This is a genomic window from Terricaulis silvestris, assembly GCF_009792355.1.
GTDB classification, from domain to species: Bacteria; Pseudomonadota; Alphaproteobacteria; order Caulobacterales; family Aquidulcibacteraceae; genus Vitreimonas; species Vitreimonas silvestris.
Map to the genome: position 1 here is coordinate 3,587,975 of NZ_CP047045.1, position 14,085 is coordinate 3,602,059.

At 64.1% G+C, this 14,085-nt stretch carries 17 protein-coding genes; 10 read left to right on the forward strand and 7 right to left on the reverse strand.

Annotated features, from left to right (window positions below):
• Positions 1 to 97 precede the first annotated feature (97 nt).
• The 3 genes from DSM104635_RS18300 to DSM104635_RS18310 all read left to right on the forward strand — a co-directional run bounded on the left by DSM104635_RS18300 (position 98) and on the right by DSM104635_RS18310 (position 3,183).
• The gene (locus DSM104635_RS18300; protein WP_228445755.1) at positions 98 to 1,735 is read left to right on the forward strand and encodes an APC family permease; all 1,638 of its coding nucleotides are present in this window, start codon (positions 98 to 100) and stop codon (positions 1,733 to 1,735) included.
• 704 nt (positions 1,736 to 2,439) lie between these two features.
• Entirely contained in the window at positions 2,440 to 2,724 is a 285-nt protein-coding gene (locus tag DSM104635_RS18305) for a 4a-hydroxytetrahydrobiopterin dehydratase (protein ID WP_158767605.1), read from the forward strand.
• Positions 2,725 to 2,811: 87 nt separating this feature from the next.
• Positions 2,812 to 3,183: an endonuclease domain-containing protein gene (locus DSM104635_RS18310; protein ID WP_158768148.1), complete on the forward strand. Its 372-nt coding sequence runs from the start codon at positions 2,812 to 2,814 to the stop codon at positions 3,181 to 3,183.
• A 30-nt stretch (positions 3,184 to 3,213) separates the two neighbouring features.
• On the opposite strand, the gene DSM104635_RS18315 is transcribed toward DSM104635_RS18310, so the two are convergent.
• Genes DSM104635_RS18315 through DSM104635_RS18325 form a run of 3 tightly spaced genes read right to left on the reverse strand, consistent with a single transcriptional unit; the run spans position 3,214 to position 5,758 of the window.
• Entirely contained in the window at positions 3,214 to 3,360 is a 147-nt protein-coding gene (locus DSM104635_RS18315) for a DUF2474 family protein (RefSeq protein ID WP_158767606.1), read from the reverse strand.
• The gene (cydB, locus tag DSM104635_RS18320; protein WP_158767607.1) at positions 3,344 to 4,378 is read right to left on the reverse strand and encodes a cytochrome d ubiquinol oxidase subunit II; all 1,035 of its coding nucleotides are present in this window, start codon (positions 4,376 to 4,378) and stop codon (positions 3,344 to 3,346) included. The genes DSM104635_RS18315 and cydB overlap by 17 nt, the downstream gene beginning before the upstream one ends.
• Positions 4,379 to 5,758 carry a cytochrome ubiquinol oxidase subunit I gene (locus tag DSM104635_RS18325; RefSeq protein WP_158767608.1) on the reverse strand — a complete coding sequence of 460 codons (1,380 nt, stop codon included), beginning with the start codon at positions 5,756 to 5,758 and terminating at the stop codon, positions 4,379 to 4,381.
• 113 nt (positions 5,759 to 5,871) lie between these two features.
• On the opposite strand from DSM104635_RS18325, the gene DSM104635_RS18330 reads away from it, so the two are divergent.
• Both DSM104635_RS18330 and DSM104635_RS18335 read left to right on the forward strand, forming a co-directional pair.
• Entirely contained in the window at positions 5,872 to 6,651 is a 780-nt protein-coding gene (locus tag DSM104635_RS18330; RefSeq protein ID WP_158767609.1) for an SDR family oxidoreductase, read from the forward strand.
• 37 nt (positions 6,652 to 6,688) lie between these two features.
• Positions 6,689 to 7,243, forward strand: a complete 555-nt coding sequence (locus DSM104635_RS18335; RefSeq protein ID WP_158767610.1) for a hypothetical protein — start codon at positions 6,689 to 6,691, stop codon at positions 7,241 to 7,243.
• Positions 7,244 to 7,246: 3 nt separating this feature from the next.
• On the opposite strand, the gene DSM104635_RS18340 is transcribed toward DSM104635_RS18335, so the two are convergent.
• Both DSM104635_RS18340 and DSM104635_RS18345 read right to left on the reverse strand, forming a co-directional pair.
• Positions 7,247 to 7,696, reverse strand: coding sequence for a hypothetical protein (locus DSM104635_RS18340; RefSeq protein ID WP_158767611.1), 450 nt, complete (start codon positions 7,694 to 7,696; stop codon positions 7,247 to 7,249).
• Positions 7,697 to 7,738: 42 nt separating this feature from the next.
• Positions 7,739 to 8,521 (reverse strand): 3-hydroxybutyrate dehydrogenase, encoded by a 783-nt coding sequence (locus DSM104635_RS18345; RefSeq protein ID WP_158767612.1) that lies wholly within the window; start codon positions 8,519 to 8,521, stop codon positions 7,739 to 7,741.
• Between the two features lie 93 nt (positions 8,522 to 8,614).
• On the opposite strand from DSM104635_RS18345, the gene DSM104635_RS18350 reads away from it, so the two are divergent.
• The 4 genes from DSM104635_RS18350 (at position 8,615) to DSM104635_RS18365 (ending at position 11,817) form a co-directional block, all read left to right on the forward strand.
• Positions 8,615 to 9,061: a DUF350 domain-containing protein gene (locus DSM104635_RS18350; RefSeq protein ID WP_158767613.1), complete on the forward strand. Its 447-nt coding sequence runs from the start codon at positions 8,615 to 8,617 to the stop codon at positions 9,059 to 9,061.
• A gap of 1 nt (position 9,062) precedes the next feature.
• Complete coding sequence (locus tag DSM104635_RS18355) at positions 9,063 to 9,905, forward strand: S1 family peptidase (protein ID WP_158767614.1); 843 nt, start codon at positions 9,063 to 9,065, stop codon at positions 9,903 to 9,905.
• A complete protein-coding gene (gene pyrF, locus DSM104635_RS18360) occupies positions 9,902 to 10,792 on the forward strand; it encodes an orotidine-5'-phosphate decarboxylase (protein ID WP_158767615.1) in 891 nt (296 codons plus the stop codon). Before DSM104635_RS18355 ends, pyrF begins: the two co-directional genes overlap by 4 nt.
• A gap of 74 nt (positions 10,793 to 10,866) precedes the next feature.
• The gene (locus DSM104635_RS18365) at positions 10,867 to 11,817 is read left to right on the forward strand and encodes a DUF2167 domain-containing protein (RefSeq protein WP_158767616.1); all 951 of its coding nucleotides are present in this window, start codon (positions 10,867 to 10,869) and stop codon (positions 11,815 to 11,817) included.
• Here DSM104635_RS18365 and DSM104635_RS18370 read toward each other — a convergent pair whose 3' ends face one another.
• Together DSM104635_RS18370 and DSM104635_RS18375 are read right to left on the reverse strand one after the other, a co-directional pair.
• Positions 11,818 to 12,150: a Rieske (2Fe-2S) protein gene (locus DSM104635_RS18370; RefSeq protein ID WP_158767617.1), complete on the reverse strand. Its 333-nt coding sequence runs from the start codon at positions 12,148 to 12,150 to the stop codon at positions 11,818 to 11,820. It abuts the gene before it with no gap.
• Entirely contained in the window at positions 12,147 to 13,154 is a 1,008-nt protein-coding gene (locus DSM104635_RS18375; RefSeq protein WP_407703519.1) for an NAD(P)H-dependent glycerol-3-phosphate dehydrogenase, read from the reverse strand. The genes DSM104635_RS18370 and DSM104635_RS18375 overlap by 4 nt, the downstream gene beginning before the upstream one ends.
• A gap of 48 nt (positions 13,155 to 13,202) precedes the next feature.
• Between DSM104635_RS18375 and DSM104635_RS18380 the strand changes: the two genes are divergently transcribed.
• Positions 13,203 to 13,835 (forward strand): TetR/AcrR family transcriptional regulator, encoded by a 633-nt coding sequence (locus DSM104635_RS18380; protein ID WP_158767619.1) that lies wholly within the window; start codon positions 13,203 to 13,205, stop codon positions 13,833 to 13,835.
• Positions 13,836 to 14,085: the final 250 nt, after the last annotated feature.

The window sequence follows — 14,085 nt, forward strand, 5'->3', positions numbered from 1 at the left end:
GCGTGGACCCGGTTAATTGCGACCCTCGGCGCTTGTGCGCCCCTAACACCCTCGTTAGCTTCCGGCCCCACATACGAACCCAGGGAGGGGATCGAACGTGGCAAACACATCGAATACTGGCGGCGGCAAAGTTACGCCTCCGCTCGGGCGCCTGTTCATGCGCAAGAGCGTCGAACAGATGCACGCCGAGCACGCGGGCGGCGAACTGAAGAAGTCGCTCGGCGCGCTCAACCTCGTTCTGCTCGGCATCGGCTGCATCATCGGCACCGGCATCTTCGTGCTGACCGGCCGCGCCGCCGCCAATTTCGCCGGCCCCGGCATCATGATCTCGTTCGTGATCACCGGCTTCCTCTGCGCCTTCGTTGCGCTCGCCTATTCCGAACTGGCCGCGGCGATCCCGGTCTCCGGTTCCGCCTATTCTTACTCCTACGCCTCCATGGGCGAGTTCGTCGCGTGGATCATGGGTCTACTGCTGTTGCTCGAATACGGCGTCGCCGCTTCGACCGTCGCGGTCGGCTGGTCGGGTTATGTGGTCAGCCTGCTGCAAGATTTCGGGATACACATACCACCCGCACTGACGGCCGCGCCTGGCGTGATGGCGACCGATGCGGTTACGGGCGCCGAAGTCGCCGGCATCGTCAATCTGCCAGCGCTCATCGGCATCATCGGCGTCACGTGTCTACTCTCGATCGGCATTTCGGAATCGGCGACGGTCAACAACATCGTCGTGGCGATCAAAGTCACGGTCGTTGTGGCGTTCATCGTGATCGGCTCGGCCTATGTGAAGCCTGAACTCTGGGACCCGCTGGTGCCGCCACGCGAGCCGGCGCTTCCCGAAGGCATGTCGCTGTGGGCTCAAATCACCGGCGCGCTCGGTGACGTCATCAGTGGTCAAAACAACGGCAAGTACGGCATCGGCGGCCTGATCCAAGGCGCGGCGGTCATCTTCTTCGCCTATATCGGCTTCGAAGCGGTCTCCACCGCGGGCGCTGAATCGAAGAACCCGGCGCGCGATATGCCGATCGGCATTCTCGGCTCGCTGGCCATCTGCACGGTCCTCTACATCGCCACCTGCGCGGTGCTGGTTGGCATCGTGCCCTACACTGAACTCAACACCCCCGCACCCATCGCCACCGCAGTCAACGCCATCGGTCTGCCGTGGTTTGCCTTGCTGGTGAAGCTCGGCGCGGTAGCAGGCCTGACTTCGGTGATGCTGGTGCTGCTCTACGGCCAGACGCGCATCTTCTATACGATGTCGCGTGACGGCCTGCTGCCGTCGATCTTCGCCCGTGTAAACAAGAAGACGAAGACGCCGGTGCTCAACACGATACTGGTCGGCGCGGTCGCTGCGGGCTTCGCGGGCTTCAAGGGTCTCGACTTCCTGGGCGACATTACCAATGTCGGCACGCTCGTCGCCTTCGGCTTGATCTGCATCACGGTGATTTATCTGCGCTTTGCGCGGCCCAACTTGAACCGCCCGTTCAGCATGCCCGGCTGGCTCGCGATCACGATCGCGGCGATGGGCGCCATCATGTGCTTCATCCTGTTTATGTCGCTGATGTCCAACGAGCACATGCGCCAATTCTTCGGCTGGTATTTGGCCGGCGGCGTCGTGGTCTATTTCATCTACGGCATGTGGAACTCGAAGCTCGGCCGCGGCATCACCGTGACCGGCCACGAACCGCAACCCGATCTGGGCGCCACCGGCCAACAGCGCGACGATACCAACCGGTAAGTTTTCGCGCACAAATCTGCATCAACGCCGCTGTCGCAAGACGGCGGCGTTTTTGTTTGCGGGCATGGGTTCGCGTCGTGCGGACTTGAGGTCCACGAAGATGGGAGTCCGGGGCGCGCGATCCGCGCTGAGTAGTCTCTGTAGGGTGCATCGATCGTCTCCGATCCATGCCGCGCACTTCGCGCACCCCGGTTGCCGGTCGTTTTTTCCCGGCCTGGGACGAGGAGTTGTAGAACGCTGACGATGGCCAGCTCGCCTCCGCACGGTGCGCTTCCGGGGCTACCCTTCGAAGGATCTCCCCTTAGGGCTTAGCTCCATTCCCAATTCGCCGGTGCTGAGTGCGGCGCTTCCGTTGCGCTGGGCTTTGCGGTTTCACTCCCCGCAAACAGAACCACTCCGACCGTGTCCACACATTCCAAAGTTTCGGACGTCTCAGAAATCTCCCGTGTGCGGACGGACGCACTGTAGGCGCGGAGTCAATTCGGTCGGATAGATTGGCGCAAATATTTTCAGGTTGGAGCGCGCGCCTCCGGCGCGCATTGGGCGCTTAAGCCTGAAAGTAAAGGCGTAAAAGATGCGGGCCGGAGGCCCGCGCTCCAACCTTCTTCGTGCGGAAGTGTTGGATAGAGGGGGCATCTATCCCCGCATTTCTGCGCTGGCCGGCGAGACGCCGGCGCTCCATATCTGAGCTGAAGGAGCCGCCCATGCCTGCATCCAAGATCGGCGCCGACGTCGCCCTCGCCCGGCTTGACAGCTGGCGCGCCGTCGAAGGCCGCGACGCCATCACCAAGGAATTCCGCTTCAAGGATTTCAACGCCGCCTTCGGCTTCATGGCGCGCGTCGCGCTCTACGCGGAGAAGCAGGATCACCATCCGGAGTGGTTCAACGTTTACAATCGCGTCGACGTTACGCTCTCAACGCACGACAGCGGCGGCGTGACGGATAAGGACGTGGCGCTGGCGCACTTTATGGATCAGGTGGCGGGCTAGTCCCTCGCCCCGCGCAGCGGGGGAGGGTGTCGCGAAGCGACGGGAGGGGGACAGTGAAACATCCTCCAGAGGTGAACCGCGCAAGGCCTGCGCCAAACGCAAAGCGTCGCAGAGACGGTTTTGTGGGAGCGCTTGCGCCGCAATCAGCTCAACGGTTGGGGCTTTCGCAGACAGGCGCCGCTGGGTGGATATGTTGTGGATTTTCTTTGCCACAAGCCCGCGCTGATCGTGGAAGTCGATGGCGCCGCGCATGACGACGAAGAGCAGAAAACGTTCGACGCAGCTCGAACAGCGAAGCTTGAAGAGCTCGGTTACTTGGTTATCCGCGTGAGGGAGCATGTTGTGCGCGACGGCGTGGAGCATGTGCTTGCGTGGGTCGCGAGGGTTGGCGCGCTGGTTTTGGAAACGAAGTTTGTGCCGGTCTTGCTTCGGAGAATGGATAGCGTCCCCCTCCCTTGATCCCTCCCCCGCTTTGCGGGGCGAGGGAAATTAGAGGATCAGCGCCCGCAGCGCGTATGCCACCGCTGCCACCGCCGCCAAACTCCCGCACCACAGCGCTACGAACCACAGCAAGCGTTTGCCCAGCGGACGCGGGGCTTCGCCGGGTTCGGGCGGGCCTTCAATGATAGGCGGCATCGTCGTCCACCTTGGCGCGGAAGGTCCAATACACATAAGCGGTATACGCGAGGATCAGCGGCAGCATTGGCGCTGCGCCCCACAACATGAACTCTAGCGCGTTGTCGGCGGCGGCAGCATCGGCCGGCGTCATCGCGAAAGGCACGATGTAGGGGAAGAGCGACACCGCGAGTCCGATGTAGCCGACCGCAAATAAACCCACCGCCAACAGATACGGCGCAATCAGCGGCTCGCCTTTCCAACGGCGCCACAACGCGAAGCACACCGCGCCGGCGATCAGGGGCAATGGCGCAAGCTTCGCAAACACCGGCCAATCGACGCTTGTCATCGTCAGACCCCAGCGCGCCGTCACGCGCGGATCGACGCCGAGCGTGGCTAAGCTCACCGCGCCCATCGCCAGCGCCGTCAGCACCGCGAGTTGCTTCACCCAATTGCGCGCGCGCTCGTAGAGTTCGCCGCGCGTCTTGAACACCATCCAGCAGGCGCCAAGCAGCGCGTATCCAGCGACGAGCGATGCTGCGACCAGCAACGAGAACGGAGTCAGCCAATCCAGCGCGCCGCCTGCGAACTGACCGTCGGCGCCGATGGACACGCCTTGAATGAAACCGCCTAGCACCAGCCCCTGCGCCACAGCGGCGACGATCGAGCCGGCGGAGAACGCGAACGTCCACCACTTCTTCCCTGCCCCGCGCCCGTGATGGCGAAACTCAAAGGCGACACCGCGAAAGATCAGCGCGAGCAGCATGAGGTAGATCGGCAAGTACAAAGCCGGCATCAAAGCCGCGTAGGCTTTCGGAAACGCCGCGAACAAACCGCCGCCGCCGAGCACGAGCCAAGTTTCGTTGCCGTCCCACACCGGCGCGATGGCGGACTGCATCTGATCGCGCTCGCGCGTATCCTTTGCGAACGGAAAGAGGATGCCGACGCCGAGATCGAAGCCATCGAGCGCCACATAGAGAAACACCGCGACGGCGATCAGCACCGCCCAGATCATCGAAAGCTCGGCGCCGAAGACCATCTAAGCCTCCTTCACGCCGGCGGCGATCGGCGAGCCTGGCGGTTGATCGGATGTCGGCGGCGCTTCGTCGGTGTCGGGGCCTTTGCCCATCAGCCGCAAAATGTAGAGCGCGCCGGCGCTGAACACGATCGCGTATGTCACGATGAAGAAGAGCAACGATGTCGCCACCGAAGCAGCGCTCACCGGCGATACAGCGTCCGCGGTGCGCATCACGCCGTACACAACGAACGGCTGGCGCCCGACCTCAGCGGTGATCCAGCCCGCCAGCACCGCAACGAATCCGCTCGGCGCCGCGAGCACCAACGCGCGGTGATACCAGCGCGACGTATCGAGCCGCTTCAGCGCCCACGCGCCGGCGCCCCACACGCCAAGCGCCAGCATCGCCACGCCCATCGCCACCATGACGCGGAAGGCCCAGAACACGATCCAAACCGGCGGGCGGTCTTCGGGCGCGAACGAGTCGAGGCCGGGTAGGACGTCGTCGGGTCCAGCGTTGTTCACCGCAGAACCGAGGCCAGGCATGGAAAGTTCAAAATGATTGCGCTCCGCCTCCTCGTCCGGCCAGCCGATCAACACGGTTGGCTGCTGCGTCCGCGTCGTCCACCAACCCTCGAGCGCTGCAACTTTCGCCGGCTGATGCTCACCGGCGACGACGCCGCTTTCGTGACCGACCATGATCTGCACCGGCGTCACCAGCGCCATCATCAGCACCGCCATCCGCAATGCGACGCGGCTCTCGGCCAACGCTTTCTTGCTGAGCAATGCGAAGGCCGACGCGCCCGCCACCACCATCGCTGTCGTCAAAAACGCCGCCAGCACCATGTGAGCGAGGCGCGACGGCATCGACGGATTGAAGATTACTTCGGCAAAATTTGTCGCCACCATCGTGCCGTCTTCGGCGAAGGCGAAGCCTTGCGGCGTTTGCATCCAGCTGTTGGCGGCAAGAATCCAGAAGGCGGAGATCAAAGTGCCGATGGCGACCATGCAGGTGGAGAAGAAGTGCAAGCCCGGCCCTACCCGCTTCCAGCCGAACAGCATGATGCCGAGGAACGAGGCTTCGAGGAAAAACGCGGTCAGCACTTCGTAGGCCAACAGCGGCCCGATGACGCTGCCGACGTGCTCGGAGAAGACGCTCCAATTAGTGCCGAACTGGTAGGACATGACGACGCCGGAAACGACGCCCATGCCGAACGAGATCGCGAATATCTTGACCCAGAACAGGTAGAGATTTTTGTAGATCGGCTTTTTGGTGAAGAGCCAAAGCCCTTCGAGCACGGCGAGAAACGACGCCAACCCGATCGTGAACGACGGGAAGATGATGTGCCAGCCGATCGTGAATGCGAATTGCAAACGCGACAGCAGCAATGCGTCCCATTCCATGCGGAAGCCCCTCCGAAGAAGCGCAGCGCCAACTTAGAGCGCGCCGCATCGCGTCGCTACTTGCGATTTGCCGCGCCGGGGCAGAAAGTCGCGCGACAAAAGTGGAGGACGACATGGCGGGCCGCGTTCAGGGCAAGAAGGTCTTCATCACCGGTGGCGCGCAAGGCCTGGGCGCGGCGATGGCGAGCGCTCTCGCGGCGGAAGGCGCCAAGGTTGCGTTGGCTGACATCAACTTCGTCGGCGCGGAGAAAACTGCCGATGACCTCAACAAGACGTTCGGCGCTGAGACAGCGACCGCCTACGAACTTGACGTCACCGACGAAGGCCAATGGATCGCAGCGCTCGAAGGCGCCAACGGCGCGATGGGCGGCATCTCTGGGCTCATCAACAATGCGGGTATCTCATCGCGCGAAGGCGGGATTGAAGAATTGTCGCTCGAGGGCTTCCGGCGGCTGATGAGCGTGAACGTGGACTCTGTATTCCTCGGCGCCAAGCACGGCATCAAGTACCTGGCCAAGAACCAGCCGGGCTCGATCGTGAACATCAGCTCGATCGCGGGGCTGATCGCGAACCACACCTCCCCCGGCTACAACGCCAGCAAGGCCGCGGTGTGGATGCTGTCGAAGAACATCGCGCTCTATTGCGCCAAGAAGGGCCTCAACGTGCGCTCCAACTCGGTGCACCCGACCTTCATCGACACGCCCATTCTCGATCCGATCCGCGGCATGTTCGGCAAGGAAGAGGCCGAGGCAAAGCTTGGCCGCCAGGTGCCGATGGGCCGGATCGGCAAGCCGGAGGAGATCGGCGCGACGGCTGTCTTTCTCATTTCAGACGAAAGCAGCTTCATCACCGGCGCGGAAATCAAAGTGGACGGCGGCATTTCGGCGATGTGACTTGTCCTTGCCGCAATCCCGAACAAGATCAGAGGCCATGACCTTACGCACGCTCGCTTGCGCCATCGCCGCGCTCACCCTCACCGCCTGCGGCCAGCCGCAACAAGACGGCGCGCCCGCCGCGCCATCCGATGGCTCCGTCACGCTCGGTTCGGCCCAGAGCTTGCCGGATTGGCTGCTCGTCGCCCGTCAGCGCGATTGCCGCGGTGAAACGCCGGCGGAGGAGCGCGAATGCATCGGCGAAGTGCATTTCAATCAGCGCACCATCACCCGCAACACCGCCGACGGCACCGCGGACATCTGGATTCAGGTCCGCCACGCGCAGCCGCAATTGTTCGAAATGGAGTCCGCGACCACGGAAACGCTGATCCGGTTCACCAACGAGCGCCTGCACTATCGCTTCCAATGCCGCGAGACCGACGCCAACGGCGCGCCGTTGGAGAATTTCGGACACTTCATCGTGGTTGAACGCCAGATCATGGGCGAAGCCGAAGTCGTGATCGCGCGCGACGAGCCGACGCCGATCTACCGCGCGCCTATCCGTGGCAGCGTTACTGGGATTATTCAGCCGATCGCGTGCCGGGGTTCGTAAGCGTCAGCCCTGGCGGCGTTGGTAGATGATGTTCACAAGCAGCACGCGCGCGCCTTGGGCGCCGAGGACGCGATCTATCTGCTGTTGCATAATGCGCGTTAGCACCGTTGGGTCGGGCGCGGTGCGGTCGCGATAATAGGTGGAGGCATAGGTCGCCAGCGCGGTGCGCAACGCATCGCGCAGACGCGGCGCGTTGAGCTGGGCGCGACGGCGCAGCGCTTCGTCCGGCACATCGATGCCCATATCGACCACAATCGTGCCGAGCGTCGAACTCCGCTGCAGCACGCCGGCCGAGAGCGTGGGCAGCGGCACAAACGATTCCGCGCTGGTCAGACGCTCCTGGCGGCTCGCCGGCGCCTGCTCCGGCGCAGCGTTGCCGCCGCCGGAGGCCATGGCTGGTCCGGCAAGCGCCGCGAGGACGACGGCAAATGCAAAGGAACGCGCGAAACGCATGCGCGCAACCTCGCTGCTTCGCCGCTAAGGAATCGTTAGCGACTACGCCGCCGTCCAGCCGCCGTCGACATTGAGCGCAGCGCCATTGATCTCATCGGCTGCCGGCGAGGTGAGAAAGAGCGCCACGCCCGCGATTTGCTCGACTTTGACGAACTCCTTGGTCGGCTGGGCCGCCAACAGGACGTCGTTGATCACCTGGTCCCGCGTCAACCCACGCGCCTTCATGGTGTCGGGAATCTGCCCCTCCACCAAAGTCGTGAACACGTAACCCGGTGAAATCGCGTTGCAGCGGACATTGAACATGGCGCCCTCGAGCGCCACCGTCTTGGTCAGGCCCAGCACGCCGTGCTTGGCAGCCACGTAGGCGGACTTGAACGGCGACGCGACATGCGCATGCGCCGAGGCGATGTTGATGATGCGGCCATAGCGGCGCTCCTTCATGCCGCGCATCGCGGCGCGAATGGTGTGAAACGATGCCGACAGATTGAGCGCGATGATCGCGTTCCATTTCTCGACCGGGAAATCCTCGATCGGCGACACGAACTGGATGCCGGCGTTGTTCACAAGCACGTCCAGCCGCCCGAACGCGCCGATGGCGCTCTCGACCATCCCTGTACACGCCTCGGCTTGCATCAGATTGGCGCCGTCGTAGCGCACTGTGACACCGGCCTCGCGCTCCAGGACGCTGCGAATGCTCTCGATCTCGCCCGCGTCGCCTAGGCCGTTGAGCGTCACGTCCATGCCTGCCTTGGCGAACGCCGTTGCTACCGCCAGCCCAATGCCGCTGGTGGAGCCCGTCACCAAAGCCGCTTTACGTTCGCTCATCTGCTTACCCTCGCCTGCTCGCCTTGCGTCCCCGCGCCGGAACCGCTAGCGCAGGCCATATAAGCCAGCTGCGGCTGTTGAGGGACCCCGCTCATGGATTTCACCGCGCCTTTGAACGCTTTCGTTGCGGGATTTCCCGATTTCATCATTCAGCTGGGCGCGGCGCTCGGTCTCTTCATCGTGTCGATCATAATCTACGTGATCATGACGCCACACAAAGAACTGGCGCTGATCCGCGCCGGCAACCCCTCCGCCGCACTTGCCTTCGCCGGCGTCGTCATCGGCCTCGCCATTCCGCTGGGGTCGTGCCTGGCCTACGCCTTCAGCCTGTTCGACCTCCTGATCTGGGGTATCATCACGCTGTTGCTGCAGTTGATCGCATTTCGGTTCACCGACATGTTCCTGCGCGGACTACCCCGGCGCATCGCCGAAGGCGACGTCGCCGCCGCCGTATTTCTGATGAGCGTGAAGATCGGCGTGGCGCTGATCATCTCGGGTGCGCTCGCCGATCCGAACGTCGCCATCTATCGGGGCGGATAGTTTGATCCGTCTCATTCCTGACTGGCTGCTGTACATCATCGTGATCGTCACGGTGGTGTTCGTGCTGTTCCGCATCGACCAGCGCGCCGATGCGCCGGAAGCGCTACCGGATCAGCCCGAGATCGGCGCCTTCTTGCCGCCGCCGTCGATCTACGATCCCGAAGTGCTGGTGGAAGTCGGCCCGGTCGCGTCGGGGCTCGGCAGCGCGTTTGCGATTTCCGAGGACGGCTGGTGGGTTACAGCGCGCCACGTCGTGGACGCCTGCGAACGCGTCGGCATCATTGTCGGCCAGGGCTCGGCGACGCCGGTGACGGAAGTGAAAGTCGCTCTGTTCGCCGATCTCGCGCTGCTGAAAACCGATGGCGCGCCGGCGGCCCTGGCGCTCGATACGTCCGAGCGGCGGTTTCAAGTCGGCCAGCGCGCCTATCACGTCGGCTTCCCGCAGGGGCGTCCCGGCGAAGCGTATTCGCGCTTGATTGGGCGCGAAACTTTGGTCGCGCGTGGGCGCTATGAAGTGGAAGAACCGGTGCTGGCGTGGGCGGAGCTTGGCCGCACCGGGGGCATGCGCGGCTCGCTCGCCGGCATTAGTGGCGGGCCGGCGATCTCGGCCAGCGGTCAAGTGATTGGCGTCACCGTCGCGGAATCGGCGCGGCGCGGCCGCATCTACACCGCGGCTCCGTCCTCGATCCTGCGTCTCCTTCGCGTCGAGCAAGTGGAGGCCGAAGGCCGTCCCTCGCCGCGGCTGACGCCGCAGAATTACGGTGAAGAATCCGACGATCTCCGCCGCGAGCTCATCGTGGCGCAAGTTGTCTGCGTCGCGCCCGGGGATGGACCGCGTCGATGAGCGCGTACGCCGACCGCCTCATCGAAGCGGTGCGCCGCAAGGACACACCGCTCTGCGTTGGGCTCGACCCGTTCACCGATCGCATTCCGGCGCTGTTTGGCGACGCGCGCGAAGACACCAGCGCGGTGCTGAAGTTCGGCGCTTCGATCATCGAGATCGCGCAGCAGCACGCGGCCGTGCTGAAGCCGCAGCTCGGGCTGTTCGAGCAGTTCGGTGAAATGGGTTACGCCACGGCGCGGTTGCTGACGGAGCAAGCGCGCGGAGCCGGCATGATCGTGCTGCTTGATGCGAAACGCGGCGATATCGGCACGACGGCTGAAGGTTATGCACGCGCGACGCTTGGGCCGAAGCCTGGGTTCGATGCCGATTGCGTCACGGTGAATCCGTATATGGGCTTGGACACGCTTGAGCCGTTTCTCAGCGTGGCAGAGCGCGCGAGCAAAGGCGTTGCGGTGCTGGTGCGGACGTCCAATCCGGGCGCGGGCGATGTGCAGGATTTGCAAGTCGGGGGCGCGCCGGTGTGGCGGCGTGTTGGTGAGATGCTGTCGGGCGCGACGCAGCGTTTGAAGGGCGTGAGCGGTTGGTCGGGGCTGATGGCTGTCGCTGGCGCCACCTATCCCGAAGAAGCACGTGCGCTGCGTGAAGTGATGCCGGATGCGCTTTTCCTGGTGCCGGGCTACGGCGCACAGGGTGCAAGCGCGGCGGATGCGGTCGCGGGCTTCGTTACAAAGCCGAAGGGCTTGGAAGGTGGCGTCGTCTCCTCCTCTCGCGCCGTGCTTTATCCACAAGCGGCGCAAGCCGCGAAAAACATGAGCGAATGGCGCGCCGCGATCGGTGACGCCATGGCGGCGGCGGCAGCTGAACTCCGCGCCGCCTGTGCACGCTGACAGCGCGACAAAGCCAAACGAACCCGCTAATCGTTCGACTCGGGGAACGCGCTAAACGGCGAGGGAGAAGTTCCATGCGCAAGAATTTGACGCACGCTTTGGCTGCTATCGCGGCGTTGTTGTTCGCGGCGCCGGCGTTCGCGGACGGCACCGGCAATGCTGGCCCTGACGTGGCCGCGCCGCCGGTGCGCGCGCAACCGCTGCAACCGACGGCCGAGCCTTCGACGGCGGCAGGCCGTACGGGCATCATTCCGCTGGGCGACGCCGGACTCTCGATCAACGTGCCGGACGGCTACCGCTTCTACTCCGCCGAAGAAGCGCAGCGCTGGCTACAGCGCAACAACGCCGCAGCGCCAAGCGGCATTGTCTACGGCCTGCTCGCACCGGCGAGCACCGACATCAATCAGCCGGGCGCGTGGGCGACAGTCGTGAGCTATGACGCGATCGGTTACGTGCAACCGGAAACCGCGTCTGGCCTCGCTGACACGAATTTCGAGACCAGTGTGCGCGACGCGCGCCAAACCCAGAGCCGCACCTTTGAGGGCTTCGCCGCGACGCCAGCGTTCGAAGCCGCCGCGCCAACACTGACCTGGGCCGAGCGCATCGCCGCGCCTGGCTCGGGGGCCAAGGATTTGCGCTACGAGCAGAAGGTGCTCGGCAGGAGCGGCGTCGCTGGCCTCACCTCGATCGGCAGCGCCGATCAGATGACGGAGATCGCGGCGGCCGCTGCCGACATGCAAGCGATGCTGAGTTTCGCCGAGGGCCAACGGCATCAGGACTTCCAACCGGCGTCGGATCAAGTTTCGCAATACTCGGTACCGGGCCTGGTCACTGGCGTGCCGACGGCGCAGGCGCAAGCCTTGGCGGAAAACGCTTCGACCACGGGTGGTACGGGCCAGACTGCGTTTGGCGGTCTCTCAGGCTACTTCCCGTGGATCGCACTCGGCGTGATCGTGCTCGCCGGCGCCGGCTACATGGCCATGCGCAAGAAGGGTGATGACGACGAGGAAGAAGAAGCGGCGTAACTACGCCACGCTGACAATTCCGTCCGAAACAACAACGGCGATGCGCTCCAAGCCATCGCCGTTGCACGGGCCGCCGGCGCAAGCGCCATCTTCCAGCCCGAAGCTTGCGCCATGCGCGGCGCAGACCATGTAGCGGCCTTCTTGCACGACGATGCGGCCGTCTGCGCGTTGCAGCGGATAACCGGCGTGTGGGCACTTGTTGCGAAACGCGGAGATCACGTCGCCGCGCCGCGTTAAGACAACCGACGCGAACGGATCGTCCTCGAAGCGCACGACGATGGCGCATGGGTCAGCGAGATCGGCGAGCCGCGCCAAGACGTGGCCCGGCGTCACGCGCTCTCCGCTTTGAACGGGCGCGAGAGCAGCGCCGTGATGGCTTCGTCGATGCCGATGCGTTCGCCGACGATGGCGTCGACCGCGGCGCAGATCGGCATTTCCACGTTGTACTTCGCCGCCAGCGCGACAACGGCCGGCGCGCTCTCCATGCCTTCGGCGACGGAGCGGCGTTCGGCCAGGATGTCTTTCAGCTTGCGCCCTTCGCCCAGCGCCGCGCCGAGCGAGGTGTTGCGCGACGTGAGCGAGGCGCAGGTGAGCACCAGGTCGCCGAGGCCACAGAGACCGGACAGTGTTTCCGCTTTTGCGCCCATGGCCAGGCCGAGGCGCGTGAGTTCGGCGAAGCCGCGCGTGATCAAGGCGGCGCGCGCGCCGTCTCCGAGCTTGCGGCCCTCGGCGACGCCACAGGCGATGGCGATGACGTTTTTCACCGCGCCGCCAATCTCGGCGCCGATCAGGTCGTCGGCGAAGTACGGGCGGAATGTCGGCAGGCCGATGGTGGCGACGATGCGCTGCGCGAGGTCTGGATCGGGGCTAGCGATGGTGGTGGCCGTGGGAAGCCCGCGAGCGACATCCTTGGCGAAGCCGGGACCGGAGAGCACGGCAGGGACGACTCCGGGGATCTCCTCGGCCAGCACGTCGGTCATCAGCGCCAGCGAGCCGCGCTCGACACCCTTGGCGCAGAGCACCAGGGGCGCGCCTGACCTCAAGTGCGGGCGGAGGCTGCGCAGCACGGCGCGCATGTGCTGGGCGGGCGGGACGGCGAGGATCAGCTCTGCCTTAGCCGCCTCCTCGATCGAGTTGGTGGCTCTTACTTTGGCGTTGAGGGCGATGCCGGGCAGGAAAAGCGGGTTTTCGTGGGCGCTGTTCACGCCCTCGACCACTTCCGGCTCGCGGGCCCACAACGTGACGTCTCGGCCGGCGGCGGCGGCCACTTGCGCCAAGGCAGTGCCCCAGGCCCCCGCCCCCAGGACAGCGACGCTACGGTAAGCCCCGTTCACAATCCTGAATCCTTCATTGAACGTTCAGGCAAAACCCGCTATCCTGTAGGGATGGATGAGAAAAACGCTACCCGGGACCGCATTCTCCACGCGGCCATGAACCGCATCAAGCACTACGGCTACGGCAAGACCACGATGGCCGAAATCGCCGCCGATTGCGACATGTCGCCGGGCAATATCTATCGCTTCTTCGAAGCCAAGATCGACATCGCCGAAGCCATGGCGCGCAACCACTACGAGGAGGAGCGCGCCGAACTCGCCGCGATCGCACGCAAGAAGGATTGGCCGGCCGACAAGCGAATCCGCGAAATCTTCTTCAAACGCATGCGCGATTCCTACTGCATGTTCGAGGAAAACGCGAAAATCCTTGAGGTAGCTGAAGTGCTGACACGTGAGCGGCCGATGTTCTCGAATGAACAAATGGCTCTGGAGCGCGTGTTTCTGGGCGCCGTTCTGGAGGACGGTGAGAAGGCCGGTTTGTTTGCAGCGGGAGACCACACCTTCACCGCCGAGATGATGCAGTCCGCCACCATGAAGTTCTCGGTGCCGCAACTCTTCTCCAAGCTCACCTTGCCGAAGCTCGAACGCGAGCTGGAAGGCGTGCTGAATCTGCTTTTGAACGGGCTCTATGCTCGCAGTGCCGAGGCGCCAGCCAAGGCCCGCTCCAAGGAGAGCGTGAGCTAACATTACATCTCGTTCACCGGTGAACGAAAATGATTTTATTCATTGATCATTGCTTGGGGCGGTGCTACAACAAGCTCATCGAACTTCTGAGCCCTGGAGCAACCCCAATGACCGCCACCCGCCCTTCCTCCATCATCATGACCGCGTTCGTCCTCGCAGCCGCCGTCCTGGTCGCAACCGCCGCCTCGCCGCTGCTGCAGATCGCCGCCTCGGTCATCGCCTAGTCTTCTGCCCCGAAACGCGTCTCCCA